Source organism: Pseudomonas sp. MYb60 (genome assembly GCF_002979555.1).
Taxonomy (GTDB): Bacteria; Pseudomonadota; Gammaproteobacteria; order Pseudomonadales; family Pseudomonadaceae; genus Aquipseudomonas.
Genome location: NZ_PCOZ01000002.1, coordinates 316,663 through 341,490, shown reverse-complemented (window position 1 = coordinate 341,490; position 24,828 = coordinate 316,663). Strand labels below are relative to the sequence as shown.

Genomic DNA, 24,828 nt, shown 5'->3' with positions numbered 1-24,828 from the left:
TAGTCAGTGGCTGCCGGAATGGCCAAAGCCACCTGCGCCGCGTTGTGTTTCATCAAATTCCTGGACCAGTTCGAAGTGCGCCTGCACCACTGGTACCAGCACCAGTTGGGCGATACGCTCGCCGATGGCGATGTTGAACGCGGTCTGGCCGCGGTTCCAGCACGACACCATCAGCTCGCCCTGGTAGTCCGAGTCGATCAGGCCGACCAGGTTGCCCAGCACGATGCCGTGTTTGTGGCCCAGGCCCGAGCGCGGCAGGATCAGCGCCGCCAGGCCAGGGTCGCCCACGTAGATCGACAGGCCGGTAGGGATCAGGATCGTCTGGCCGGGCTCAAGGACAGTGTCTTCCTTGAGCATGGCCCGCAGATCCAGGCCGGCGGAGCCCGGGGTGGCATAGGCCGGCAGCGGGAAATCGGTGCCGAGGCGTGGGTCGAGAATCTTGGCTTGCAAAGCGTGCATGTAAATTAAACCTGGTTCAGCCGTTGGGCGATAAAAGAGATCAGTTGGCGGGCAATCTTGCCCTTGCTGGTCTGGGCGAAAACGGTGGCGTGCAACTCGCGGTCGATCACGCTGATGGCATTTTCCTCACTGTTGAAGCCGATGCTCGGGTTGGCGACATCGTTGGCAACGATCAGGTCGAGGTTTTTGTCTTTCAATTTGCGTGCGGCGTAGTCGAGCAAATGTTCGGTCTCGGCAGCGAAACCGACGCTGAACGGACGGTCCGCCCGGGTGGCGATGGTGGCCAAAATATCCGGGTTGCGCACCATTTGCAGGAGCAGGCCGTCACCGCTTGTAGGGTCTTTCTTGAGCTTTTGCGGGGCGACTACTTCGGGGCGGTAGTCCGCAACCGCTGCCGAGGCGATAAACAGGTCGCAGGGAATGGCCGCTTCACAGGCTGCAAGCATGTCGCGGGCGCTGACTACGTCGATTCGCGTGACCCGATCCGGCGTCGGCAAATGCACCGGGCCGGTGATCAGGGTGACCCGCGCACCTGCCTCGACCGCCGCTTCGGCCAGCGCAAAGCCCATTTTTCCTGAGCTATGGTTGGTGATGTAGCGCACCGGATCGATGTTTTCCTGGGTCGGGCCGGCGGTGATCAGCACGTGCTTGCCGGTGAGGGCCAGGTGCTGGAAACACTCGGCGGCGCACAGTGCCAGGTCGGTGGCTTCGAGCATGCGGCCCAGGCCGACGTCGCCGCAGGCCTGGCTGCCGGACGCCGGGCCGAACACTTTGAGGCCGCGACTTTGCAGCAGCTCGGTGTTGGCCTGAGTGGCCGGGTCGCGCCACATGGCCTGGTTCATGGCCGGTGCGATGGCGACCGTGGCGTCGGTGGCCAGCACCAGGGTGGTCAGCAGGTCATCGGCGAGGCCTTGGGCCAGGCGGGCGATCAGGTCGGCGGTGGCCGGAGCGATCAGCACCAGGTCGGCCCATTTGGCCAGCTCGATATGGCCCATGGCGGCTTCGGCTGCCGGGTCCAGCAGGTCCAGGTGAACCGGGTGGCCGGACAGGGCCTGCATGGTCAGCGGGGTGATGAACTCACTGCCGCCGCGGGTCATGACCACGCGCACTTCGGCGCCCTGGTCCAGGAGCCTGCGAACCAGTTCTGCGCTCTTGTAGGCGGCAATGCCGCCGCCGACGCCGAGAACGATGCGTTTCCGATACAGACGCTGCATTGGTTTGCCTTTCCAGTTCAGTGATGCCAGTTCAGTGACGCCTGCGATGACCCCTCCCCAGGTGAAATCGCATGCAAAAAAGAGGGCCTACGATAACACAGCGCCCGTCAGGCTACAGCGGCGCACACACAGGGAGGCGGGATGAGTATTCGTGATTGGCCGGCGACGGAGCGGCCACGGGAGAAGCTTTTGGAGTGGGGCGCGCAGAGTCTGTCCGACGCCGAGTTGCTGGCGATTTTCCTGCGCACCGGGGTGTCGGGCAAGAGCGCAGTGGACCTGGCCCGCCATCTTCTGGCGCAGTTCGGCGGTCTGCGTCCATTGCTGGAGGCGAGTCAGATGCTGTTCAGCCAACAGTTGGGGCTGGGGCCGGCGAAGTTTGCCCAGTTGCAGGCCGTGCTGGAGATGTCCCGGCGGCATATGGCCGAGCGGCTGCGCAAGGAGTCGGTGCTGGAAAGCCCGGTGGCCGTGCGCGACTACCTCAAGGCCCTGCTGCGCCACGAGCCCCACGAGACGTTTGGTTGCCTGTTTCTGGACTCTAAGCATCGGGTGCTGGGTTTCGAGGCGTTGTCTCAGGGCACCATCGATGCGGCCATGGTTTACTCGCGCCAGGTGGTCAAGCGGGCGCTGGCGTACAACGCGGCGGCGTTGATCCTGTGCCACAACCATCCATCCGGCAGCCTTGAGCCTAGCGCGGCTGATCGAAAATTGACCAAATTGCTGCAAAAGGCCCTGGAAGTGGTGGATGTACGTGTGCTCGATCACATCATCGTGGGGGACGGTGACCCGTTGTCGATGGCCGAATATGGCTGGATGTAGGCGGGGCAATTGCAGGCGCGAGCAAGCTCGCGCCTACAGGGGGCGTGGGGTCACGGCTTGACGCTGACGTTCGAGAAGTCCTGGCGCCCGAACGGGCTCACCTGGTAACCCTCGACATTCTTGCGGGCCAGGGCGAATGCCGTCGGATGCGCCAGGGGCAGCCAAAGCGCTTGTTGCTGAATCTGCGCCTGGGCCTGTTGGTAGAGCTTGCTGCGCACGCCTTGCTCGCTGGTGGTCTTGCCGGCGCTGATCAACTTGTCCAGCGCCGGGTCGCAGTAGCGGGCGAAGTTGGTACCGGATTTCACCGCCGCGCAGGAGAACTGCGGGGTCAGGAAGTTATCCGGGTCGCCGTTGTCGCCGGCCCAGCCCATGAACAGCAGGTCATGTTCGCCGGCCTTGGCGCGACGAATCAGTTCGCCCCATTCGATCACGCGGATCTCCGCCTGGATGCCGATCTTGGCGAGGTCCGCCTGCAGCAATTGCGCGCCCAGGTTGGGGTTGGGATTCAGCAGGCTGCCGGTTGGACGAGTCCAGATGGTGGTCTTGAAACCGTCCTTGAGTCCGGCGCGACCCAGCAAGGCCTTAGCTTTGGCGAGGTCCTGTGGATAACCCGGCAGGTCCTTGGCGTAGCTCCAGGTATTGGGCGGGAAAGGTCCGTTTGCGGCTTCGGCGGTCCCTTCGAATACGGCCTTGAGGTAGCTGGCCTTATCGAAGGCCAGGTTGATCGCCTGGCGTACCTCAGGCTTGTCCAGCGGCGGGTGCTGGCTGTTGATCGCCACGAAGGCGGTCATGAACGCCGCGGTTTTCTCGACCTTGAGTGCCGGGTCTTTCTCGGCCTCGCCCACATCCAGTGGTTTGGGCGACAGGGCAATCTGGCACTCATTGCGGTGCAGTTTCTGCAGGCGCACGTTGGCATCGGGGGTGATGGCGAAGATCAAGTTATCCACAGACGGTTTGCCGGCGAAGTAATCCGGGTTGGCCTTGTAGCGCACCACGGCGTCTTTCTGGAAACGACCGAAGATGAACGGTCCGGTGCCGATTGGCTGGCTGTTGAGCTTCTCTGGCGTGCCGGCCTTGAGCAGTTTGTCGGCGTATTCAGCCGGGTAGATCGAGGCGAAACCCATGCTCAGGGCCGCAAGGAAGGTGGAGTCGGCGTGATCCAGGGTGAAGCGCACGGTCAGCGGGTCGAGCGCGTCGATCTTCTTCACCAGCGTCGGCAATTGCAGCGACTGGGCGTGAGGGAAGCCGCTCTGGGCAATCTTGTGCCATGGGTTGGCCGGGTCGAGCATGCGTTCGAAGCTGAAGCGCACGTCTTCGGCGGTCAGGGTGCGGCTTGGGGTGAAGTACTCGGTGCGATGGAATTTCACATCCGGGTGCAGCTTGAAGGTGTAGGTGAGACCGTCCGGTGACACCTCCCAACTGTCCGCCAGGCTGGGCACCAGCTTGCCGCTGGCGGCGTCGTAGTCCACCAAACGGTTCATCAGCACGTCGGCCGAGGCGTTGGTGGTGGTCAGCGAGTTGTATTGCACCACGTCGAACCCTTCGGGGCTGGCCTCGGTACAGACGCTCAGGTTGCTGGCGGCGGTGGCCAGTGGAGCAATGAATAGAGGGGCGAGCAAGAGCGGTAGGGCAGCGAGGCGCATGTTCGGTTTCCTTTGCAGATCGAAGGCCCATCTGCGAGTGCAGTCTGGAAAAGTCCTACCGTAGTGCTCAGATTGATAAATGACTAGCTCATTTTTGCCTGTGCTTTTGCCCCAAATGCTGTTTTGATGGCGCTTCTGTACGTTTCGCCGAGCGCTTTGCCGTGCGCAGGAGCGCTGCCGATCATTCTGTGCGACGAGCGGTCGCCGGTGACAGCGGCCCCTCCTGGCAACGGTTCACGTGTGTTTTACCGAGATTTACGCCGGTAAAAACACACGGGCTGTTGTTGCACTGGGGTCTTTCTGGTATAAAGCAGCGCTCTTTTCTAGGGGCCCGGTTCCTTCGCTTGTAGGTGTAGCCGGTAAGACCCTAAAGAAACGCGGCGCCTGGCGCCAAATGACTGAGAGATTAAGCGGCCAACCCATGCCGGGTTGGGCATGTGGTTTTAGAGGGCTGAGGCATGTCGAGAGTCTGTCAAGTTACCGGTAAGGGTCCGGTGACTGGGAATAACATTTCCCACGCAAATAACAAAACCCGTCGTCGTTTCCTGCCGAACCTGCAGCATCACCGCTTCTGGGTTGAAGAAGAGAAACGTTTTGTTCGCCTGCGTGTATCTGCCAAAGGCATGCGCATCATCGACAAGCGTGGCATCACTGTCGTGCTGGCCGAAATCCGCCGCGCTGGCAAGATCTAAGGAGCTCTATCATGCGTGAATTGATTCGAATGATCTCTAGCGCCGGTACTGGTCACTTCTACACTACCGACAAGAACAAGCGTACTACCCCGGACAAGCTCGAAAAGAAAATGTTCGACCCGCGCGTTCGTAAGCACGTGATCTACAAAGAAGGCAAAATCAAGTAATTGATTTTCCTCCTTGTGAAAAAAAGCCCGTATCTCACGATACGGGCTTTTTTTTGCCTGGAATCTGCTGTTCAGGCCTTGTGCTCGAACACCACGTAGATCTTGCGGCACGGCTCCAGCACTTCCCAGGTGCCGCTGAAGCCGGCCGGGATCACGAAGCGGTCGCCGGCGCGCAGGGTCTTGGCGTTGCCGTCGGTATCACGCAACACGGAAACGCCCTGCACAATCTCGCAGTACTCATGCTCGGTGTAGTTGACCTTCCACTGCCCGACTTCACCTTCCCACACGCCCGCACTCATCTGCCCACACGGGCTGTTGTAGTGGTTGTAGATCGTTTGCTCGGGGTCGCCCTTGAGGATTTTCTCGGCGGCGGGGCGGTAGCGGTCGGGGGCGGTGTTGGCTTGGCTGAAGTCGACGATGTCCTGGATGCTCATGTGCGTGTCCCGTCTGGCCTGCGGTTGGAGAGCCCAAAGTCTATGTTTATTAAAATGAACGTCGCAAGGGCGTTTGCCGCGCATATGTCAAATATATTGAAACATCCCTGGCCGCTGGTTTAGGGTGGCAGCTGCCTTGAGGCTGCCGGCGGACACCGCCAGGCCCTTGTATTCAACAAGAGGAGGACGCTCGCATGACCACCCTGACCCGTGCCGACTGGGAACAACGCGCCAAGGATCTGAAGATCGAAGGCCGCGCCTACATCAATGGCGAATACACCGACGCTGCTTCCGGTGACACTTTCGAATGCATCAGTCCGGTCGATGGCCGCCTGCTCGGCAAGGTCGCCAGCTGTGACGTCGCCGATGCCCAGCGCGCCGTGGAAAATGCGCGTGCTGCCTTCAATTCCGGTGCCTGGTCGCGCCTCGCGCCGGCCAAGCGCAAAGCGACCATGATCCGTTTTGCAGCCTTGCTCAAGGAGAACGCCGAAGAGCTGGCGCTGCTCGAAACCCTGGACATGGGCAAGCCGATCAGCGATTCGCTCAATGTCGACGTGGCCGGTGCGGCCAATGCGCTGAGCTGGAGCGGCGAGGCCATCGACAAGATCTACGACGAAGTCGCAGCAACGCCGCACAACCAACTGGGTCTGGTGACTCGCGAGCCTGTGGGGGTTGTGGCGGCCATCGTGCCGTGGAACTTCCCGCTGATGATGGCCTGCTGGAAACTGGGACCTGCGCTGTCGACCGGTAACTCGGTGATCCTCAAGCCGTCCGAAAAATCTCCACTGACCGCCATCCGCATCGCTGCCCTGGCCGTTGAAGCGGGTATCCCCAAAGGGGTGTTCAACGTGCTGCCGGGCTACGGCCATACCGTGGGCAATGCGCTGGCGCTGCACATGGACGTCGACACCCTGGTGTTCACCGGTTCCACTAAAATTGCCAAGCAACTGTTGATCCGCTCCGGCGAGTCGAACATGAAGCGTGTGTGGCTGGAAGCGGGTGGCAAGAGCCCCAACATCGTCTTCGCCGATGCGCCTGACCTGCAGGCCGCCGCCGAATCCGCCGCTGGCGCCATCGCCTTCAACCAGGGTGAAGTCTGCACTGCCGGTTCGCGTCTGTTGGTCGAGCGCTCGATCAAAGATACATTCCTGCCGCTGGTGATCGAGGCCCTCAAGGGCTGGAAACCGGGCAACCCGCTGGACCCGGCGACCAATGTCGGCGCGCTGGTGGACACCCAACAGATGAACACCGTGCTGTCCTACATCGAAGCGGGCCATGCCGATGGCGCCAAGCTGGTGGCCGGCGGCAAGCGCACGCTGGAAGAGACCGGTGGCACCTACGTCGAGCCAACGATTTTCGACGGTGTGACCAACGCCATGAAGATCGCCCAGGAAGAGATCTTCGGGCCCGTGCTGTCGGTGATCACCTTCGACACTGCGGAGGAGGCGGTCAAGATCGCCAACGACACCGTTTACGGCCTGGCGGCGGCGGTGTGGACCGCGGATATCTCCAAGGCGCACCTGACCGCCAAGGCGCTGCGCGCCGGTAGCGTGTGGGTCAACCAATACGACGGCGGCGACATGACCGCACCGTTTGGTGGTTTCAAGCAATCGGGCAACGGTCGCGACAAGTCGCTGCATGCGTTCGACAAGTACACCGAGCTGAAGGCGACCTGGATCAAGCTCTAAGCAACACCGCTGATCCCATGTAGGAGCCAGCTGGTGTGGGAGCTGGCTTGCCTGCGATAGCATCACCGAGGTGTGCCTGACACGCCGAGGTATCTGCATCGCGGGCAAGCCCGGCTCCCACACTTGCTCGCTCCTACAGTTCGTTTTGCACACCGGAAAACTTATCCACAGGAGCGTGGCAATGCGTTGGGCGACTTACTTCGCCGTGTTGGCCTCGGTGCTCAGTGTCGGCTTGGCGCTGGGCGTCAGCATGCCGCTGGTGTCCCTGCGCCTGGAGGGCTGGGGCTACGGCAGTTTCGCCATCGGCGTCATGGCGGCGATGCCGGCGTTCGGGGTGCTATTGGGGGCCAAGGTTTCCAGCCGTCTGGCGGCGAAGTTCGGCACTGCCAACCTGATGCGCCTGTGCCTGTGGGGCGGTGCGGTGTCCATCGGGTTGCTGGCGATCTTGCCCAGCTATCCGGTGTGGCTGGTGCTGCGCTTGATGATCGGGGTGATCCTGACCATAGTGTTTATCCTCGGCGAAAGCTGGATCAACCAGTTGGTGGTGGAGCAATGGCGTGGCCGGTTGGTGGCGCTGTATGGCTGCAGCTATGCCTTGAGCCAACTGTCGGGCCCGTTGTTGCTGGGGGTCATCGGTACCGACCATGATTACGGCTTCTGGGTCGGCGTCGGCCTGTTGGTGGTGGCCCCCGTCCTGTTGCTGGGCCGCTCCGGTGCGCCTACCGCCGATTCCTTCAGCGTGACCTTCGGCGATCTCTGGCGCTTCTGCCTGAGCCTGCCCGCGATTGCCTGGGCAGTGGCGCTGTTCGCCGCGTTCGAAGCGATGATTCTGACGTTGTTGCCGGTGTATTGCCTGCAACAAGGCTTCACCGCCGAGATTGCCTTGGCGATGGTCAGCACCGTCGTGGTCGGCGACGCGCTGCTGCAACTGCCCATTGGCGCCCTTGCCGATTATTTGCCGCGTCGCACGCTGTTCCTGGCGTGTGCCGTACTCTTGCTGGTGTCGAGCCTAGCGATCCCGGTGGTGTTGCATACCGTGCTGGTCTGGCCCGTGTGGGTGCTGTTCGGTGCCAGCGCGGGCGGCTTGTTCACCCTGTCGCTGATCCTGATCGGCGAACGTTACCGCGATGATGCGTTGGTACGTGCGAATGCCCACGTGGCCCAACTGTGGGGTATCGGTTGCCTGATCGGCCCACTCGCGGCAGGTGCGGGCAGCCAGTGGATCAGCGGGCACGCATTGCCGTTGCTGATGGCGGCCGGCGCGCTGGGCTTGGTGCTGTTGTTGCTGCGCCAGGGCGCATTCGGGGTGGCGCAACCGGCCTAGAGCATGCGCTCCAGGCCAACACGTGTGGCAAACCACGCATTGAACCGCCGCCACCAACTCCCTGGCTCACGGTCCAGGGTGTGCAGTTGGCCGTCATCCTCGGTCACCCATACTAGCTGACCATCCTGCAACTTCGCCTCGTAACTCAGCGCTGGCGCCATGCCCTGCAATGCCAGGTTGCGCACGTGTTCCGCCAATTCCGGGCTGTCTACCAGCACGCCGACCTCGGTGTTCCACAGCACTGAGCGCGGGTCGAAGTTGAACGAGCCGATAAACGACTTTTGCCGATCAAAGATCATCGCCTTGCTGTGCAGGCTGGAGTCCGAGCCGCGGAAGGTACCGCGCCGGAACAGATGGGGCCCGCTGCCGCCGCCATCCCCTGGCTGGCGACGCAGCTCGTAGAGTTTTACGCCATGCTCCAGCAGCGCCTTGCGATACGGCGCATAGCCGCCGTGCACGGCCGGGACGTCGGTGGCTTCCAGGGCGTTGGTCAGCAGGCTCACGGACACGCCGGCGTCGGCACGGCCGGTCAGGTACACCAGCCCCGGTTGCCCCGGCACGAAGTACGCCGAGATCATCATCAGCTCCTTGTGCACCCCTTCCAGCTCCGGCGCCAGCCGCGTGGTGAGCAGCAAGCGAGGGGCCGGGTCGGCCTTGGCCAGCACTTTGCTCGGTGCATCCCATAGTGCCTGATTCCAGGCCCAGATCAGCTCGCGTCGCCAAATGTCCATGCGTGGCTCGGTCTGGTAGGTCCGCAGTCTGTTGTAGAGCGCGTGATTCTGTTGGCGCGACTCGGCCAGGGACGCTTGCAGGCGCGCGCGTACAGCGGTCAGGTCGCTGTATGACGGCGGGATGGACACGAAGTCATCGATGGGTTTGCTCAGGGCACTGTTCCAATACTGGTCGAAGCTGTGGCCCAGTTGCTCAGCCACCGGCCCCACGCTGAGCATGTCGATATCGGTGAAGTTGAGGTTGGGCTCGGCGTCGAAGTATTCATCGCCCAGGTTGCGCCCGCCAACGATGGCCACACTGTTGTCCGCCAGCCACAGTTTGTTGTGCATGCGCCGGTGTTGCAGCGAGAGGTTGAACAGGCGGCCCATGGCCCGCGTCACGCTCGTGCTGCGCCCCAGGTGCAGGGGGTTGAACAGGCGGATCTCGATCTTGGGGTGGGCGGCCAGGGTGGCGATGATCTGGTCGAGGCCGTCGCTGGTGGTGTCGTCCAGCAGGATGCGCACGCGCACGCCACGGTCGGCGGCCTTGAGCAGTTCATCCACCAGCATGCGCGTGCTGATGCCGTCGTGGACGATGTAGTACTGCAGGTCGAGACTGGTCTGGGCATTGCGGATCAGCTCGGCGCGGGCCATGAAGGCCTCGCTGCTGTTGGGCAACAGGCGAAAACCCGAGCGTCCCTGGTAAGGCGCAGCCTGGGCCTGGATCGAGCGGCCGAACGACGATTGTGCGGCGGGCAGGGCATCGCTGGGGATGCGCGGCGTGCTCACGCTGGCGCAGCCTCCCAAGGCCAGCGCCCCCAACAGGAAAAACGGTAAAAGCCGTTGCATCATCAAGGGAGTCGCTTCCAGATCAGGGCGGTTGTCGGCATATGACGGCGATTTCGCGCGAAAGGTCAGTCCGCCATCTCTGCCAGCATCCTGATCGCAGCGGCGCCGACCTTGCGCACGGCTTCTTCAACAGCCGGTGTTGGCTTGGCAGCGTAGTTCATGCGCAGGCAGTTCCGGTACTTGCCCGAGGCAGAAAAGATGCTTCCTACCGCCACCTGTACGCCTTGCTCCACCAGCACGCGGTTGAGCTTGAGCGTATCGAAGCCTTCCGGCAGCTCGATCCACAGCATGAAACTGCCTTGGGGCCGGCTGGCGCGGGTGCCTGCCGGGAAGTAGCGAGTGACCCAATCGAGCATCAGGTCGCGATGGCGCTGGTATTGGGTGCGCATCCGCCGCAAATGGGGTTCGAAGTGACCGTTCTTGAGAAATTCCGCAATGGCAATCTGTGGCTGGGTGGCCGTCGATCCTGTGCTGATGTATTTCATGTGCAGCACCCGCTCCAGATACCGTCCGGGCGCTACCCAGCCGATGCGCAAACCGGGTGCCAGGGTTTTCGAGAACGAACTGCAGAGCAGCACGCGGCCGTCTTCGTCGAAGGACTTGATGGTGCGCGGGCGTGGGTAGCTGTAGGCCAATTCGCCATACACATCGTCTTCGATGATTGCCACGTCAAAGCGCTGGGCCAAGGTCAGCAGCGCCCGTTTGCGGGCTTCCGGCATGATGTAGCCCAAGGGGTTGTTGCAGTTGGGGGTCAGCTGGATGACCTTGATCGGCCACTGTTCCAGCGCCAGTTCCAAGGCTTCCAGGCTGATGCCGGTGAGCGGGTCCGTGGGGATTTCCAAGGCTTTCATGCCCAGGCCCTTGAGGGTCTGCATGGCACCGTGAAAACTGGGCGAGTCTACCGCGACGATATCGCCAGGCTCACAGATGGCATGGATGCTGGCGGACAGCGCTTCATGGCAGCCCGTGGTGATCACGATGTCGTCGGCAGTGAGTTGGCAGCCCGAATCCAATGACAGTCGCGCAATTTGCTCACGCAGCTCCATACAGCCAAGGATGTTGTCGTAATACAGCCCCGGCAGATCCTGGCGACGGCTCACGCGGGCGAGGCTGCGCAATAGGGGCTTGATAGTGGGTGAGAGCACATCCGGCATACCACGGCCCAGCTGTACGACATCTTTGCGGGGCACCGCACGAATCAATTCCAGGACCTGGTCCCACTGCGAGATTTCCACCGGGCGCTGCGCCGGGCGGCCCGCTTCGGGCAAGGCGGGCAACTCACGACCGACCGGCACAAAGTAACCGGATTTGGGCTTGGGCATTGCCAGGCCGTTGTCTTCCAGCACGCGATACGCCTGCTGCACGGTGCTCAGGCTCACCCCATGCTCGACGCTCAAGGCCCGTACAGACGGCAGTCGATCTCCGGGGCGATAGAAACCCTGTTCGATGCGGGTGCCCAGTAATTCGGCGAGATTCACGTAGAGGGTCATGTGGTCGCTCCCAAGGACCAGTACAGATGGGGTGAAAATACAGGATTCAGCCCTCCGGTGGCAGTATCTGTATGGATTTAATAAGGGGTGGTTGAATCTGTCATGGTTTCGCGCGTTCCCCCATGCTGTTCACTCAAGGCAACAAGCCAACGAGGGGCAGCAAAATGAACGGCATGAGCGATGTGCGGCTGGCGTTACACAGTCTGGAACTGCAAGCAGGGCAGGCGCGTGGGATGGCGGTGCCCACCGACAGCCGCTGGGGCCTGTTCTGGCACCGTCGCCATACCCGCAAGGCCTTGCTGGACCTGAGCCCGGAGCAATTGCGCGACATTGGGCTGACCGCCGAACAAGCACGCCAGGAGGGGCTGAAACCCTTCTGGCGCAGCTGATTCATACCCATTCTTTCAGGCGGTGCCAGAGCATTCCCAAGGCCAGCAGCGGCGAGCGCAAATGTTTGCCGCCGGGGAACGTGATGTGCGGCACCTGGGCGAACAGATCGAAACGGCCCTGTTGCTGGCCACTGATGGCTTCGGCCAGCAACCTGCCCGCCAGGTGCGTGGCGTTGAGGCCGTGGCCGGCGTAGGCCTGGGCGTAGTACACGTTAGGTTGATCGGCCAGGCGGCCAATTTGCGGCAGGCGGTTGGCGCCGATGCCGATCATGCCGCCCCACTGGAAATCGATGTTTACGTTGGCCAATTGCGGGAACACCTGCAGCATTTTCGGACGCATGTAGGCGCCGATGTCCTGCGGATCGCGTCCAGAGTAATGACAGGCCCCACCGAACAGCAGGCGGCGGTCGGCAGACAGTCGGAAGTAATCCACGGTCACCCGTTGGTCGCACACGGCCATGTTCTGCGGCAGCAGGCTGGCAGCTAGCGCTTCATTCAAGGGTTCGGTGGCGATGATGTAGCTGCCGGCGGGCAGCACCTTGCCGCTCAGGTGCGGGTTGAGGCCGTTGAGGTAGGCGTTGCAGGCCAGCACGAGGGTCTTGGCGCGCACGTTGCCCTGGGCGGTGTGCACATTGACTTGCGGGCCATAGTCGATTCGCGTGACGTCTGACTGTTCAAATACCTTCACACCCAATTGCTGGGCTGCGGCGGCTTCGCCAAGGGCGAGGTTCAGCGGGTGCAGGTGCCCGGAGCCCATGTCGATCATGCCGCCCACGTAGCGGTCGGAACCGATCACGCTGCTCATCTCGCCGGCTTGCAACAGGCGCACTTCGTGGCGATAGCCGAGGCTGCGCAATTCTTCGGCGTCTTCGGCCAGGCCGTGCAGGTCGCGGGGTTTGTTGGCGAGGTCGCAGTAGCCCCAGGTCAGGTCACACGGAATCTGATGGCGCTCGACGCGCTCGCGCACGATCTCCACCGCTTCCAGGCCCATCAGCTTCATCTGGCGCACACCGTCGGTGCCGATCACGTTGGTGAACTGCTCCAGGCCATGGCCAACGCCGCGAATCAACTGGCCGCCGTTGCGACCGCTGGCGCCCCAGGCGACCTTGCGCGCCTCCAGCAGCACCACGCTGAAACCCCGCTCGGCCAGCTCCAGCGCCGTGTTCAGCCCGGAAAAACCACCCCCCACTACGCACACGTCGGCGGTCACTTCGCCCGTCAGCGCCGGATAATCCGGTTGCGGTACGCTGCTGGCGGCGTAGTAGGACGCTGTGTGTCGGGCGCTGGCGGTCATGGGGAGCCTCCCTGTTTGGAAAATTTGACGCAGGATACAACGGTCGGACGAAGCTGTCTGCGCAAGGCGTTTTGCGGCAGAATCCACGTCTATTCGCCGTTCGGTATGGGTTTCGATGAGCTGCAACAGTCAGAAAATCAGCGCGCTGCGTCGCCAGATTCCTTCATTCGAGTGTGTGCCTGGCTGTCACGATTGCTGTGGGCCGGTCACCACCTCGCCCGAAGAAATGTCGCGCCTGCCGCGCAAGACCGCCGCCGAGCAGGACGCGGCCATGGATGAACTGAACTGCGTGCACCTGGGACCCAACGGCTGCACCGTGTACGAGGAGCGCCCGCTGATCTGCAGGTTGTTCGGCACTACCAAGACTTTGCCGTGCCCGAATGGGCGGCGCCCGGTGGAGCTGATTCATCCGCGGGTGGAAAAGCAGATCCATGAATACATGGCGAGCACGCGGCAGGTACTGGTCTAACAGGTGTGCGCAGCTCAAATGTGGGAGGGGCAAGCTCCCTCCCACACAGACCTGATTTCTCCCGTTAGTCAGGAATAGGCAAATTCAGGCTCTCCTTCACCTCTTCCATCACGATATAGCTCTTGGACTCCCGCACATGGGGCAGCTTGAGCAGGATATCGCCCAGCAATTTTCGGTACGACGCCATCTCGGAGATGCGCGCCTTCACCAGATAGTCGAAGTCCCCAGACACCAGGTGGCACTCCAGCACATGGGGCAGCTTCAGCACGGCGCGGCGGAATTCTTCAAAGGTGTCGCCAGACTTGTAATCCAGGCTGATCTCGACAAATACCAGCAAACTCCCCTTCAAATGCTGGGGATTGAGCCGCGCGTTGTAGCCCATGATGATCCCTTCACGTTCCAGCCGGCGCACGCGTTCAGTGCACGGCGTGGTCGACAACCCGACCTTTTCCCCCAGTTCCGTGAACGAAATTCGCCCGTCGGTTTGCAGGATGCGCAGGATGTTGCGGTCGATCTTGTCCAGCTCCCGCTTGGTCTGGGTGTTGGTACGCATAGGGGATACGCCTCTGTAAAAAGGGTTTTTGCCGAGAATTGTCGCCAAATATAGGCATTTATATAGTGAAATGCACTGGTCATTGTTTTTTACACTGCGCTCATCATTGCTCGAATAACACACGTCAGCGGCCATGCCCGCGATGAGGATATAAAAATGCGCGTTCTGGTCTTGGGTAGCGGCGTCATTGGTGTGACCAGTGCCTACTATTTGGCGCGGGCCGGCTTTGAAGTGGTGGTTGTCGACCGCCAGCCCGCCGCTGCCATGGAAACCAGTTTCGCCAACGCCGGTCAGGTGTCTCCCGGCTATGCGTCGCCATGGGCCGCACCGGGCGTGCCGCTCAAGGCCATCAAGTGGCTGCTGCAACGCCACGCGCCGCTGGCCATCAAGGCCACTGCCGATATCGACCAGTACCTGTGGATGGCGCAGATGCTGCGCAACTGCACCGCCAGCCGCTACGCCGTCAACAAAGAGCGCATGGTGCGCCTGTCCGAGTACAGCCGCGATTGCCTTGATGAACTGCGTGCCGAGACCGGTATTGCCTACGAAGGTCGCAGCCTGGGCACGACCCAGCTGTTCCGTACCCAGGCCCAGCTCGACGGCGCCGCCAAGGACATCGCCGTGCTGAAAGAGTCCGGTGTGCCCTTTGAATTGCTCGACCGCGCTGGCATCGCCCGCGTTGAGCCGGCACTGGCCAGCGTGACCGATATCCTCGCCGGTGCGCTGCGCCTGCCGAATGACCAGACCGGCGACTGCCAGATGTTCACCACCCGCCTGGTCGACATGTGCAGGCAGTTGGGCGTGGAATTTCGCTTCGAACAAGACATTCAGCGCCTCGACCACGCGGGCGAGCGCATCAATGGCGTCTGGATCGATGGCAAGCTCGAAACCGCCGACCGTTATGTGCTGGCCCTCGGCAGCTACTCGCCGCAGCTGCTCAAGCCGCTGGGGATCAAGGCGCCGGTGTATCCGCTCAAGGGTTACTCGCTGACGGTGCCGATCACCAACCCGGCCATGGCGCCGACGTCGACCATTCTCGACGAGACCTACAAGGTCGCGATCACCCGTTTCGACAACCGCATCCGCGTCGGCGGCATGGCGGAAATCGCCGGTTTTGACCTGTCGTTGAACCCGCGTCGGCGCGAAACCCTGGAGATGATCGTCAACGACCTTTATCCTCAGGGCGGTAACCTGGCCGAAGCGAGCTTCTGGACTGGCCTGCGCCCAACCACACCCGATGGCACGCCGATTGTCGGTGCCACACCGTTCAAGAACCTGTTCCTGAACACCGGCCACGGCACCCTCGGTTGGACCATGGCCTGTGGCTCCGGTCGCTTGCTGGCGGACCTTATCGCGAAAAAGACCCCGCAGATCAGCGCCGCCGGCCTCGATATTTCCCGCTATGGCTACCCTCGAGAGTCGGCGAGACCGGTCAGCACAGCGCCCGCTCACCCATCAGGTCGCGCGTGAATTGACCTTGTACAATGCTCTCGGAATGACCGTAGTGGTTGTCTTGCGTTAAACCTGGACCCCTTGCCTGGTGCCGACAGTGTTGGTTGGCACCAGGATTTATTCACCCTGCCGCCTAGAAGCCTGCCGCCATGCGTCCTGCCCGTGCCCTGATCGACCTCCAAGCCCTGCGCCACAATTACCAATTGGCCCGTGAAGTCACGGGGGCCAAGGCCCTTGCCGTGGTCAAGGCCGATGCCTACGGCCACGGTGCCGTGCGTGTGGCCCAGGCGTTGGAAGCCGAGGCAGACGGGTTTGCCGTGGCGTGCGTCGAAGAGGCACTGGAGCTGCGCGCTGCCGGGATTCGTGCGCCGGTGTTGCTGTTGGAAGGTTTTTTCGAAGCCAGCGAATTGCCGCTGATCAACGAGCATGACTTGTGGTGCGTGGTGCATTCGCTGTGGCAGCTGGACGCGATCGAGCACGCCAGCGTGAGTAAGCAGCTGACTGTCTGGCTCAAGCTCGATTCCGGCATGCATCGTGTTGGCCTGCATCCCAAGGATTATCAACAGGCGTATCAGCGCCTGCTGGCCAGTGGCAAAGTCGCCAGGATCGTTTTGATGAGCCACTTCGCCCGTGCCGATGAACTCGACTGCGTGCGCAGTGATGAGCAAGTGGCGGTATTCGAAGCGGCGCGCCAGGGTTTGGCGGCTGAAGTCAGCTTGCGCAACTCGCCGTCGGTGATGGGCTGGCCGACGGTGGCCAGTGACTGGGTGCGCCCCGGCATCATGGTGTACGGCGCTACGCCGTTCGGCGAAGACCAGGCCGTGGCTGCGCGCTTGCAGCCCGTCATGACCCTGGAATCCAAGGTCATCTGCGTGCGCGAACTGCCGGCCGGTGAGCCAGTGGGTTACGGCGCCCGGTTCATCACGCCCAAGCCGATGCGCATCGGTGTGGTAGCCATGGGTTACGCCGACGGTTACCCGCGTCACGCACCGACGGGCACGCCGGTGCTCGTCGCCGGGCAGCGCAGCCAGTTGCTCGGTCGGGTGTCCATGGACATGCTGTGCATCGACCTGACGGACGTGCCACAGGCCGGCCTGGGTTCCACAGTCGAACTGTGGGGCAAAAACATCCTCGCCAGCGACATCGCGGTTGCTGCTGACACCATCCCCTACCAGATCTTCTGCAACCTGCGCCGGGTGCCAAGGCTCTATTCCGGCGACTGACCGGCCGCCACGAATACCGCCGTCCGGGATTTAGGCCCAAGTGTTGTAAATACTGAACGCTGTCGCCATGATAACGCTCAACTACAACAAGCCTGAAACCCAGGAGGCACCTGCATTGGACGTCGGCGAACGACTGCAATCCATCCGTAAACTGAAGGGTCTTTCCCAGCGTGAGCTCGCCAAGCGCGCGGGTGTCACCAACAGCACCATTTCGATGATCGAAAAAAACAGCGTCAGCCCCTCGATCAGCTCCTTGCGCAAGGTGCTGGGCGGCATCCCCATGTCCATGGTCGAGTTCTTTTCCGAAGAGATCCTCCAGGAAATACCGACGCAGATCGTCTATAAAGCCAATGAGCTGATCGACATCTCTGACGGCGCCGTCACCATGAAACTGGTAGGCCGGGCGCACCCAAGCCGGGCGATTGCGTTCCTCAACGAGATCTACCCGCCGGGCGCCGACACGGGCGAAGAAATGCTCACTCATGACGGTGAAGAAACCGGGATTCTTGTGGAAGGGCGCCTGGAATTGGTGGTGGGCCTTGAAACTTTTGTGCTCGAAGCCGGCGATAGCTACTACTTTGAAAGCACCAAGCCCCACCGTTTTCGCAATCCGTTCGACGTGCCAGCGCGGCTAATCAGCGCAGCGACACCGGCGAACTTCTAAGAAAAGAGGCGTCCTGCCAGCGTTGCAGAGGCGCCCGTGGCTGTAGCCGCGAGCCCTAATCTCCCTTTATTTAATAGGGTTGTTTCGGCCCGGCGGGCTAACCGTTATACTTTCGCCGCCTGCGAAACCGTGGCCGCAGGCGTGAATAGCCACCATTGAGGGTGAACGCGTGAACCTAATTATGAAAATGCTGGCTGCACCAGCAACCGTACTGGCTCTATGGGCTGTGACCGCCCAGGCTGCGACCAATGACGACATTGCCAAGCGCCTCGAGCCTGTCGGCCAGGTCTGCGTCCAGGGGCAGGAATGCAAGGGCATGGAAGTCGCCGTGACGGCGGGCGGTGGTGGTGGCGCCAAGACGCCGGATGAAATCATCGCCAAGCACTGCAACGCGTGTCACGGTACCGGCCTGCTGAATGCTCCGAAAATCGGCGACACCGCCGCCTGGAAAGAGCGCGCCGACCACCAGGGCGGCCTCGACGGAATTCTGGCCAAGGCAATCACCGGCATCAACGCCATGCCGCCCAAGGGCACCTGTGCGGATTGTTCGGATGAAGAGCTGAAAGGCGCTATCAAGAAGATGTCCGGGCTTTAATCTGCCGATCTTCGCGAAAAAGCCGCTTACGAGCGGCTTTTTTGTGCTCGTTGTAGTGTTTCAATACTGTTCTTTGCAGCAAACACCGGCCACTCTCTGTCCAACCCCTAATCACGGAACGTTCAGGAGGGTCGGATGGTGCAGTTGTGTTCAATCGAGCAGGCAGTTGACGATGTACTGGCGCGTTTGCCGGCGCATATCCACATGGGCATGCCGCTGGGGCTGGGCAAGCCGAATCTGTTCGTCAATGCGCTGTATCGGCGTGTCGCGCAGTTGCCCGAGCGCTCGCTGACGATCTACACCGCGCTGGCCCTGGGGCGTCCACCCTTTGGTGATGGGTTGCAGAAGCGTTTTCTCGAACCCTTTATCGAGCGGGTGTTCGGCGATTACCCCGAGCTGGATTTTCTCGCCGACCTTCATAAAGACACCCTGCCGACGAACATCCATGTGCAGCAGTTCTTCATGCAACCCGGCAGCCTGTTGCACAGCCCCTCGGCCCAGCAGGATTACGTGAGCAGCAACTACAGCCACGCCGCACGGGATATCAATGCCGCCGGCCTGAACCTGGTGGCGCAACTGGTGGCCAGTAGCAGCGAGCATCCGGATCGTCTCAGCCTGAGCTGCAACCCGGATATCACCCTTGATCTCCTGCCCATGATCGCCAAGCGCCGCGAGGCGGGGGAGACCATCCTGGTGGTCGGTCAGGTGCATACCGATCTGCCGTACATGCCCGGTGATTCAGAGCTGGGGATGAACGATTTTGACTACCTGATTGACGAAAAAGACAGCACTACGTTGTTTTCCACGCCGAATATGCCGGTGGGGTTCCAGGACCATTTCATCGGCCTGCACGCCAGCACGCTGGTGCGCGATGGCGGCACCTTGCAGATCGGCATTGGCTCGATGGGCGATGCGCTGACCTGCGCATTGCTGGCCCGCCAGGCCGACAACGAGGCCTATCGCCTGCTACTTACCGACCTTGATGTGTATCAATGGGCGCCGTTGATCAGCCGAGAGGGCGGTGTCGACCCATTCGCCTCCGGCCTGTACGGCTGCAGCGAAATGTTCGTCAACGGCCTGCTGGTGCTCGCCGATGCGGGGATTGTGCGGCGCAAGGTGTATCCCGACGTGGCGACTCAGGAGCAGGCGAATGCCGGCACCCTGGACCACGCCGCGCAGCCGGACGGTGTCTCGATCCACGGCGGTTTCTTCCTGGGCCCGGGGAGCTTTTACCAGCGCCTGCAGGAAATGACCCACGCCAAGCGCCTCGAATTCAACATGACCCGTATCAGCTACATCAACGAGCTGTACGGCCAGGAAGAACTCAAGCGCCTGCAACGGCTGGATGCGCGGTTTATCAACAGCGCGATCATGGTGACGTTACTGGGGGCGGGTGTTGCCGATCAGTTGGAAGATGGCCGCGTGCTCAGCGGCGTGGGCGGTCAGTACAATTTTGTGGCCCAGGGCCATGCGCTGGAAGGTGCGCGCTCGATCCTGATTTTGCGCAGTTGGCGCGAGTCGGCGGGGGAGGTCAGTTCCAATATTGTCTGGGACTATGGCCACTGCACTATTCCCCGGCACCTGCGGGACATTGTCATTACGGAGTACGGAATCGCTGACCTGCGTGGTCAGACGGATGCCAAGGTGATCGAGGCATTGCTCAATATTACCGACTCACGTTTCCAGGCCGACCTGATCGAGCAGGCGCAGAAGGCCGGCAAGTTGCCCAAGCATTTCCAGCTCGATCCACGCTTTGCCGACAACACGCCGGAGCGGCTCAAAGGCATTCAGGCGCGGCATCGCCGGTTGTTCCCGGAGTATCCACTGGGCACTGATTTCACGGCTGAAGAGCAGGATTTGTTGCGGGCGTTGAACTGGCTCAAGAGCAAATTCAAGCTGACGGAGATTCTGGAACTGGGCAAGGCAGCACTGGATGCGCCGGAGCAGGAGGTGTTTCCCAAGCATCTGGAGCGGATGCGGTTGGACAAGCCCGATGGGCTGAAAGAAGATTTGTATCAGCGGTTGTTGCTGGCGGGCCTACAGGCGACCGCCCATTAGAAAGCTCCCCAAGGCAAATGTGGGAGGGGGCAAACCCCCTCCCACATGTTTGATCACCGTCAGGCAGTGATTATTCGATGAAGGTCACGACGCCGCCGGCCAGCGATTTCACGCGCGCCAGCGATTCAACTCGATAACCCTGTGCATCCAATTCCGCACGGCCACCCTGAAACGACTTCTCGATCACGATCCCCAAGCCGGCAACGGTCGCGCCTGCCTGTTTGATGATCGAGATCAGCGCCTGGGACGCCTTGCCATTGGCCAGAAAGTCATCGATCACCAACACGCGGTCGCTGCTGGTCAGGTGGCGCGGAGAGATCGCCACGGTGCTTTCGACCTTCTTGGTGAAGGAATAGACAGTCGCCGACAGCAGGTTTTCCGTGAGGGTCAACGATTGCTGCTTGCGAGCGAAGATCACCGGGACACCCAGGTTCAAGCCGGTCATGATCGCCGGCGCGATGCCCGAGGCCTCAATGGTGACGATCTTGGTGATGCCCGAGTCCTTGAACAGGGCGGCAAATTCGTCGCCGATCAACTTCATCAGTGCCGGGTCGATCTGGTGGTTCAAGAAGGCGTCGACCTTCAGTACCTGATCGGAAAGCACGATGCCTTCTTCGCGAATTTTCTTGTGCAGTGCTTCCACGGAAAGCGTCCTCTGTTGGCGCAACGCGCGCCGAAAGTAGATTGAAAAGTAGTCGAATCTAGCGCTTTAGCATCGCGCGTATGTCCGCCAGGGCGGTGTTGCCGCGAACGGCCTTCACCTCGGTCGGGGTGTCGTCATTGCCTTCCCAGGCCAGGTCGTCCGGCGGCAGTTCATCCAGGAACCGGCTGGGGGCACAATCGATGATCTCGCCGTATTGCTTGCGCTTGGCGGCAAAGGTAAAGGCCAAAGTCTGACGCGCGCGGGTAATGCCCACGTAGGCCAGGCGGCGTTCTTCTTCGATGGTGTCGGCTTCGATACTGGAGCGGTGGGGGAGGATTTCCTCCTCCATGCCCATGATGAACACGTAGGGGAATTCCAGTCCTTTGGACGCATGCAAGGTCATCATCTGCACGCCTTCGGCGCCGTCTTCCTCTTCCTGCTGGCGTTCGAGCATGTCGCGCAGCACCAGCTTGCCGATGGCGTCTTCGACGGTCATTTCGCCGTCTTCGTCTTTTTCCAGGGTGTTTTTCAACGCTTCGATCAGGAACCAGACGTTACCCATGCGGTAGTCCGCAGCCTTGTCGCTGGAGCTGTTGGTGCGCAGCCAGTTCTCGTAGTCGATGTCCATGACCATGCTGCGCAGCGCGCTGATCGGGTCTTCGCCGGCGCACTGTTCGCGGACCTTGTCCATGAAACGCTTGAAGCGCGACAGGCGATCGGTGAAGCGCGTGTCCAGGTGTTCACCCAGGCCGATTTCATCGGTGGCGGCATACATCGAAATCTTGCGTTCGGTGGCGTAGTTACCGAGCTTTTCCAGCGTAGTGGAGCCGATCTCGCGGCGCGGCACGTTGATCACGCGCAGGAAGGCGTTGTCGTCGTCCGGGTTCACGATCAACCGGAAGTAGGCCATCAGGTCTTTTACTTCCTGGCGTCCGAAAAAGCTGTTGCCACCCGACAGACGATACGGCACCTGGTGGTGCTGCAATTTCAGCTCGATCAGCTTGGCCTGGTAGTTGCCGCGATAGAGGATCGCAAAATCGCTGTAAGGCCGGTCGGTGCGCAGGTGCAGGCTGAGGATTTCCACGGCCACGCGTTCGGCTTCGGCGTCTTCGTTGCGGCAGCGGATCACGCGGATTTCGTCGCCGTGGCCCATCTCGCTCCACAGTTGTTTTTCAAACTCGTGGGGGTTGTTCGAGATCAACACGTTGGCGCAACGCAGGATGCGGCTGGTGGAGCGGTAATTCTGCTCCAGCATCACCACTTTCAAGGACGGATAGTCGTCCTTGAGCAGCATCAGGTTTTCCGGACGGGCGCCGCGCCAGGCGTAGATCGACTGGTCGTCGTCGCCTACCACGGTGAACTGGTTGCGCTTGCCGATGAGCATTTTCACCAGCAGGTACTGGCTGGCGTTGGTGTCCTGGTATTCATCTACCAGCAAGTAGCGCACCTTGTTCTGCCATTTTTCGAGGATGTCGGCGTGTTCCTCGAACAGCTTCACCGGCAGCAGGATCAGGTCGTCGAAGTCCACCGCGTTGAACGCCTTGAGCGTGCGCTGGTAGTGGGTGTAGACGATGGCGGCGGTCTGTTCCTTGGGATTGCGCGCGTTTTCCAGGGCCTGGGCGGGCAGGATCAGGTCGTTCTTCCAGGCGCCGATCATGTTCTTGATCTCGTCCACGCCGTCGTCGCCTGCGTATTCCTTCTGCATGATGTCGGTCATCAGCGACTTCACATCGGTCTCGTCAAAGATCGAGAAGCCTGGCTTGTAGCCCAGGCGAACATGCTCCTTGCGGATGATGTTCAAGCCCAGGTTGTGGAAGGTACACACGGTGAGGCCACGGCCTTCGCCACCCTTGAGCAGGGTGCCGACGCGCTCTTTCATTTCCCGCGCCGCCTTGTTGGTAAAGGTCATGGCGACGATGTACTGGGCGCGGATGCCGCACTGCTGGATCAAGTGCGCGATCTTGCGGGTGATCACGCTGGTCTTGCCGGAGCCTGCGCCGGCGAGCACCAATAGAGGGCCGCCGACGTAGTTCACGGCTTCTTGCTGCCGGGGGTTGAGTCGGGACATACAGAATTCAGGGAGTCGTTGTTCAAAAGGGCGGGCATTTTAACAGGCTGACAGGATTCTGCTCTGTCAGAACGACAGTGTGACGTACCACTCGATCTAAATTTGCCGGTTTTGATACTTTGCCGCAGGATGTGAGGGCATTTGCGACTATCTTGCTGCTAATGTTTACGGCCTGTGTGTCCGATACCCCATATCATTGGTCATTATCAGGCTGCACGTCATAATGCCCGCCGCCAACGAATTTTGCAGAGTCTAGGGAGCTAGCTTGTCTACGCCTGTCGAACCCTTGCGTTTGCTGCTATTGGCCGATATGCCTGAGTGGGCAGCGCTGTTGCGCGAGTGCCTGGCGCCGATGGGCGACGGAGCCGTGCTGATCAGCGCGCCAAACTGGGACTCGGTGAGTCGTCTGTTCGATGACGACCACAGCGCCGTGCTGTTGACCACGCCCAGCCTGCAACCCGGCCCTGGACGCTGCAGTCTGCCGTGCGTGTTGTTGCTGGACCAGGAGCCGCTGGTCTCTCCCCTGGGTGTCAGTGACTGGCTGGTGCGCGATGTGCTGGACGCCGAGACCCTGCGTCGCTGCCTGCGCCATGTGCGCGAACGCGGCCTGCTGGAAAATACCCTGCAACGCCTGGCCGAACAGGACCCGCTCACCGGCATCGCCAACCGCCAGGGTTTCCAGACCCTGTTGGCCGCGCGACTGGCCGAGAATGAAGGCCGCGGCCTGGCCCTGGGGCACCTGGACCTCGACAACTTCCGTCACGCCAACGACGCCCTTGGTCACCAGGCCGGCGACCGGTTGATCCTGCAAGTGGTGTCGCGGCTCAAGAGCCAGCTCGAAGTGGGCGACCAATTGGCTCGCCTGGGCAGCGACGAATTTGCCCTGTTGATCGACACCCGCCGTGCGCCCCAACGGGCCGAGTGGATGGCCGAACGCATCACCGAAGTCATGGCCGAACCCTATTGGGTCGACGGCGAGAGCCTGTTGATCGGTTGCAGCCTGGGTGTGGCCCATGCTCGCGCCCGTGCAGGCGCCGACCCGTTGATGTGGCACGCCCACATCGCCATGCAGCAAGCCAAGAGCACCCAAGGCTGCACCTTTCACATCTTCAACGAACGCATCAATCGCAACGCGCGCAGCCTCGCCGACCTGGAAAGCGAACTGCGCCGTGCCCTGCGTCGTGACGAACTGGAATTGCATTACCAGCCGCGCCTGGACCTGGACGACGGGCATATCGTCGGCCTCGAAGCCTTGGTGCGCTGGCGTCACGGCGAACGCGGGCTGTTGCCGCCGAGCGAATTCGTGCCCCTGGCCGAGCAGAGTGGCCTGATCGTGCCACTGGGCTACTGGGTGATCTCCCGGGCCCTGCGCGATATGCAGGCGTTGCGCGAACGCGGCCTGCCGCCGCTGCACATGGCGGTGAACCTGTCGTTCCGCCAGTTCCAGGACAGCCAGTTGCTCTCGACCCTCAGCCGGCTGATTGCCGAACGTGGCGTGGAAGCGCAGTGGCTGGAATTCGAACTCACCGAAACCGCCGTGATGCGCCGCAGCGACCTGGTCAAGCAGACCATGGACGCCCTCGGCCGTCTGGGTGTGCGGTTTTCCCTGGATGACTTCGGCACCGGCTTTTCATCGTTCGTGCACCTCAACAGCCTGCCGATTGCCTTGTTGAAGATCGACAAGAGCTTCGTCGGCGGCATGGAGGAGCGCGAAGAGAACCGCAAGCTGGTGCACGCCATGATCAACCTGGCGCACAACCTCAATCTGGAAGTGGTCGCCGAAGGCGTGGAAACCCCCGAGCAACTGGCGTTGCTGCGTTTGTTCGGTTGCGACCAGGCCCAGGGCTACCTGATCAGCAAACCGCTGCCGTTGCCGGAGTTGGTAGAGTATTTGACGTTCAGTAACGGCCAGCAGGCGCTGCTGGGTTGAGGTG

Annotated in this window: 23 protein-coding genes; 13 read left to right on the top strand and 10 right to left on the bottom strand. The window is 61.5% G+C overall.

What is annotated here, in order from left to right; translation table 11 throughout:
• Nucleotides 1-3: 3 nt before the first annotated feature.
• Nucleotides 4-459 carry a dUTP diphosphatase gene (gene dut / locus CQ041_RS04375; protein ID WP_105521264.1) on the bottom strand — a complete coding sequence of 152 codons (456 nt, stop codon included), beginning with the start codon at nucleotides 457-459 and terminating at the stop codon, nucleotides 4-6.
• A gap of 5 nt (nucleotides 460-464) precedes the next feature.
• Nucleotides 465-1,673 carry a bifunctional phosphopantothenoylcysteine decarboxylase/phosphopantothenate--cysteine ligase CoaBC gene (coaBC, locus tag CQ041_RS04370; protein ID WP_105521263.1) on the bottom strand — a complete coding sequence of 403 codons (1,209 nt, stop codon included), beginning with the start codon at nucleotides 1,671-1,673 and terminating at the stop codon, nucleotides 465-467.
• Between the two features lie 141 nt (nucleotides 1,674-1,814).
• Between coaBC and radC the strand changes: the two genes are divergently transcribed.
• On the top strand, nucleotides 1,815-2,489 hold the full coding sequence (gene radC, locus CQ041_RS04365; protein ID WP_105521262.1) for a DNA repair protein RadC: 675 nt from the start codon (nucleotides 1,815-1,817) through the stop codon (nucleotides 2,487-2,489).
• A 50-nt stretch (nucleotides 2,490-2,539) separates the two neighbouring features.
• Here radC and CQ041_RS04360 read toward each other — a convergent pair whose 3' ends face one another.
• Complete coding sequence (locus tag CQ041_RS04360) at nucleotides 2,540-4,132, bottom strand: ABC transporter substrate-binding protein (RefSeq protein WP_105521261.1); 1,593 nt, start codon at nucleotides 4,130-4,132, stop codon at nucleotides 2,540-2,542.
• A 458-nt stretch (nucleotides 4,133-4,590) separates the two neighbouring features.
• On the opposite strand from CQ041_RS04360, the gene rpmB reads away from it, so the two are divergent.
• Together rpmB and rpmG are read left to right on the top strand one after the other, a co-directional pair.
• Nucleotides 4,591-4,824: a 50S ribosomal protein L28 gene (gene rpmB, locus CQ041_RS04355; RefSeq protein ID WP_019410280.1), complete on the top strand. Its 234-nt coding sequence runs from the start codon at nucleotides 4,591-4,593 to the stop codon at nucleotides 4,822-4,824.
• A gap of 11 nt (nucleotides 4,825-4,835) precedes the next feature.
• Nucleotides 4,836-4,991 (top strand): 50S ribosomal protein L33, encoded by a 156-nt coding sequence (rpmG, locus tag CQ041_RS04350; RefSeq protein ID WP_003176906.1) that lies wholly within the window; start codon nucleotides 4,836-4,838, stop codon nucleotides 4,989-4,991.
• Nucleotides 4,992-5,062: 71 nt separating this feature from the next.
• Here rpmG and CQ041_RS04345 read toward each other — a convergent pair whose 3' ends face one another.
• Nucleotides 5,063-5,425, bottom strand: coding sequence for a cupin domain-containing protein (locus tag CQ041_RS04345; protein WP_105521260.1), 363 nt, complete (start codon nucleotides 5,423-5,425; stop codon nucleotides 5,063-5,065).
• 194 nt (nucleotides 5,426-5,619) lie between these two features.
• On the opposite strand from CQ041_RS04345, the gene CQ041_RS04340 reads away from it, so the two are divergent.
• Nucleotides 5,620-7,113 carry an aldehyde dehydrogenase gene (locus CQ041_RS04340; protein WP_105521259.1) on the top strand — a complete coding sequence of 498 codons (1,494 nt, stop codon included), beginning with the start codon at nucleotides 5,620-5,622 and terminating at the stop codon, nucleotides 7,111-7,113.
• Between the two features lie 181 nt (nucleotides 7,114-7,294).
• Entirely contained in the window at nucleotides 7,295-8,437 is a 1,143-nt protein-coding gene (locus tag CQ041_RS04335; RefSeq protein ID WP_105521258.1) for an MFS transporter, read from the top strand.
• Here CQ041_RS04335 and CQ041_RS04330 read toward each other — a convergent pair.
• Nucleotides 8,434-9,999, bottom strand: a complete 1,566-nt coding sequence (locus tag CQ041_RS04330; RefSeq protein ID WP_105521257.1) for a phospholipase D family protein — start codon at nucleotides 9,997-9,999, stop codon at nucleotides 8,434-8,436. The genes CQ041_RS04335 and CQ041_RS04330 overlap by 4 nt on opposite strands.
• Nucleotides 10,000-10,061: 62 nt before the next feature.
• Complete coding sequence (locus CQ041_RS04325; RefSeq protein WP_105521256.1) at nucleotides 10,062-11,486, bottom strand: PLP-dependent aminotransferase family protein; 1,425 nt, start codon at nucleotides 11,484-11,486, stop codon at nucleotides 10,062-10,064.
• A 164-nt stretch (nucleotides 11,487-11,650) separates the two neighbouring features.
• Between CQ041_RS04325 and CQ041_RS04320 the strand changes: the two genes are divergently transcribed.
• Complete coding sequence (locus CQ041_RS04320) at nucleotides 11,651-11,875, top strand: DUF1127 domain-containing protein (RefSeq protein WP_105521255.1); 225 nt, start codon at nucleotides 11,651-11,653, stop codon at nucleotides 11,873-11,875.
• A gap of 1 nt (nucleotide 11,876) precedes the next feature.
• On the opposite strand, the gene CQ041_RS04315 is transcribed toward CQ041_RS04320, so the two are convergent.
• Complete coding sequence (locus tag CQ041_RS04315) at nucleotides 11,877-13,169, bottom strand: FAD-binding oxidoreductase (RefSeq protein WP_105521254.1); 1,293 nt, start codon at nucleotides 13,167-13,169, stop codon at nucleotides 11,877-11,879.
• 115 nt (nucleotides 13,170-13,284) lie between these two features.
• Here CQ041_RS04315 and CQ041_RS04310 point away from each other — a divergent pair, with 115 nt between their 5' ends.
• Complete coding sequence (locus tag CQ041_RS04310; protein WP_105521253.1) at nucleotides 13,285-13,638, top strand: YkgJ family cysteine cluster protein; 354 nt, start codon at nucleotides 13,285-13,287, stop codon at nucleotides 13,636-13,638.
• 64 nt (nucleotides 13,639-13,702) lie between these two features.
• Here CQ041_RS04310 and CQ041_RS04305 read toward each other — a convergent pair whose 3' ends face one another.
• The gene (locus CQ041_RS04305; protein ID WP_003176896.1) at nucleotides 13,703-14,191 is read right to left on the bottom strand and encodes an Lrp/AsnC ligand binding domain-containing protein; all 489 of its coding nucleotides are present in this window, start codon (nucleotides 14,189-14,191) and stop codon (nucleotides 13,703-13,705) included.
• A gap of 156 nt (nucleotides 14,192-14,347) precedes the next feature.
• Here CQ041_RS04305 and dadA point away from each other — a divergent pair, with 156 nt between their 5' ends.
• The 5 genes from dadA (at nucleotide 14,348) to CQ041_RS04280 (ending at nucleotide 20,183) form a co-directional block, all read left to right on the top strand.
• On the top strand, nucleotides 14,348-15,661 hold the full coding sequence (dadA, locus tag CQ041_RS04300; protein ID WP_105521252.1) for a D-amino acid dehydrogenase: 1,314 nt from the start codon (nucleotides 14,348-14,350) through the stop codon (nucleotides 15,659-15,661).
• Between the two features lie 131 nt (nucleotides 15,662-15,792).
• Nucleotides 15,793-16,866, top strand: a complete 1,074-nt coding sequence (gene alr / locus CQ041_RS04295; RefSeq protein WP_105521251.1) for an alanine racemase — start codon at nucleotides 15,793-15,795, stop codon at nucleotides 16,864-16,866.
• A gap of 115 nt (nucleotides 16,867-16,981) precedes the next feature.
• Complete coding sequence (locus CQ041_RS04290) at nucleotides 16,982-17,530, top strand: cupin domain-containing protein (protein WP_105521471.1); 549 nt, start codon at nucleotides 16,982-16,984, stop codon at nucleotides 17,528-17,530.
• 181 nt (nucleotides 17,531-17,711) lie between these two features.
• Entirely contained in the window at nucleotides 17,712-18,125 is a 414-nt protein-coding gene (locus CQ041_RS04285) for a cytochrome c5 family protein (RefSeq protein ID WP_105521250.1), read from the top strand.
• A 135-nt stretch (nucleotides 18,126-18,260) separates the two neighbouring features.
• Nucleotides 18,261-20,183, top strand: a complete 1,923-nt coding sequence (locus tag CQ041_RS04280) for an acetyl-CoA hydrolase/transferase C-terminal domain-containing protein (protein WP_105521249.1) — start codon at nucleotides 18,261-18,263, stop codon at nucleotides 20,181-20,183.
• Nucleotides 20,184-20,253: 70 nt separating this feature from the next.
• Here CQ041_RS04280 and CQ041_RS04275 read toward each other — a convergent pair whose 3' ends face one another.
• Entirely contained in the window at nucleotides 20,254-20,826 is a 573-nt protein-coding gene (locus CQ041_RS04275) for a xanthine phosphoribosyltransferase (RefSeq protein WP_010207474.1), read from the bottom strand.
• A 58-nt stretch (nucleotides 20,827-20,884) separates the two neighbouring features.
• Entirely contained in the window at nucleotides 20,885-22,894 is a 2,010-nt protein-coding gene (gene rep, locus CQ041_RS04270) for a DNA helicase Rep (RefSeq protein ID WP_102061199.1), read from the bottom strand.
• A gap of 265 nt (nucleotides 22,895-23,159) precedes the next feature.
• Between rep and CQ041_RS04265 the strand changes: the two genes are divergently transcribed.
• Nucleotides 23,160-24,824, top strand: a complete 1,665-nt coding sequence (locus CQ041_RS04265) for a bifunctional diguanylate cyclase/phosphodiesterase (protein WP_105521248.1) — start codon at nucleotides 23,160-23,162, stop codon at nucleotides 24,822-24,824.
• The last annotated feature ends 4 nt before the right edge of the window (nucleotides 24,825-24,828 follow it).

Coding starts and splice junctions, on each gene's coding strand:
- dut (WP_105521264.1), bottom strand. CDS start 459: ATGCACGCTTTGCAAGCCAAGATTCTCGACCCACGCCTCGGCACCGAT.
- coaBC (WP_105521263.1), bottom strand. CDS start 1,673: ATGCAGCGTCTGTATCGGAAACGCATCGTTCTCGGCGTCGGCGGCGGC.
- radC (WP_105521262.1), top strand. CDS start 1,815: ATGAGTATTCGTGATTGGCCGGCGACGGAGCGGCCACGGGAGAAGCTT.
- CQ041_RS04360 (WP_105521261.1), bottom strand. CDS start 4,132: ATGCGCCTCGCTGCCCTACCGCTCTTGCTCGCCCCTCTATTCATTGCT.
- rpmB (WP_019410280.1), top strand. CDS start 4,591: ATGTCGAGAGTCTGTCAAGTTACCGGTAAGGGTCCGGTGACTGGGAAT.
- rpmG (WP_003176906.1), top strand. CDS start 4,836: ATGCGTGAATTGATTCGAATGATCTCTAGCGCCGGTACTGGTCACTTC.
- CQ041_RS04345 (WP_105521260.1), bottom strand. CDS start 5,425: ATGAGCATCCAGGACATCGTCGACTTCAGCCAAGCCAACACCGCCCCC.
- CQ041_RS04340 (WP_105521259.1), top strand. CDS start 5,620: ATGACCACCCTGACCCGTGCCGACTGGGAACAACGCGCCAAGGATCTG.
- CQ041_RS04335 (WP_105521258.1), top strand. CDS start 7,295: ATGCGTTGGGCGACTTACTTCGCCGTGTTGGCCTCGGTGCTCAGTGTC.
- CQ041_RS04330 (WP_105521257.1), bottom strand. CDS start 9,999: ATGATGCAACGGCTTTTACCGTTTTTCCTGTTGGGGGCGCTGGCCTTG.
- CQ041_RS04325 (WP_105521256.1), bottom strand. CDS start 11,486: ATGACCCTCTACGTGAATCTCGCCGAATTACTGGGCACCCGCATCGAA.
- CQ041_RS04320 (WP_105521255.1), top strand. CDS start 11,651: ATGAACGGCATGAGCGATGTGCGGCTGGCGTTACACAGTCTGGAACTG.
- CQ041_RS04315 (WP_105521254.1), bottom strand. CDS start 13,169: ATGACCGCCAGCGCCCGACACACAGCGTCCTACTACGCCGCCAGCAGC.
- CQ041_RS04310 (WP_105521253.1), top strand. CDS start 13,285: ATGAGCTGCAACAGTCAGAAAATCAGCGCGCTGCGTCGCCAGATTCCT.
- CQ041_RS04305 (WP_003176896.1), bottom strand. CDS start 14,191: ATGCGTACCAACACCCAGACCAAGCGGGAGCTGGACAAGATCGACCGC.
- dadA (WP_105521252.1), top strand. CDS start 14,348: ATGCGCGTTCTGGTCTTGGGTAGCGGCGTCATTGGTGTGACCAGTGCC.
- alr (WP_105521251.1), top strand. CDS start 15,793: ATGCGTCCTGCCCGTGCCCTGATCGACCTCCAAGCCCTGCGCCACAAT.
- CQ041_RS04285 (WP_105521250.1), top strand. CDS start 17,712: ATGAAAATGCTGGCTGCACCAGCAACCGTACTGGCTCTATGGGCTGTG.
- CQ041_RS04280 (WP_105521249.1), top strand. CDS start 18,261: ATGGTGCAGTTGTGTTCAATCGAGCAGGCAGTTGACGATGTACTGGCG.
- rep (WP_102061199.1), bottom strand. CDS start 22,894: ATGTCCCGACTCAACCCCCGGCAGCAAGAAGCCGTGAACTACGTCGGC.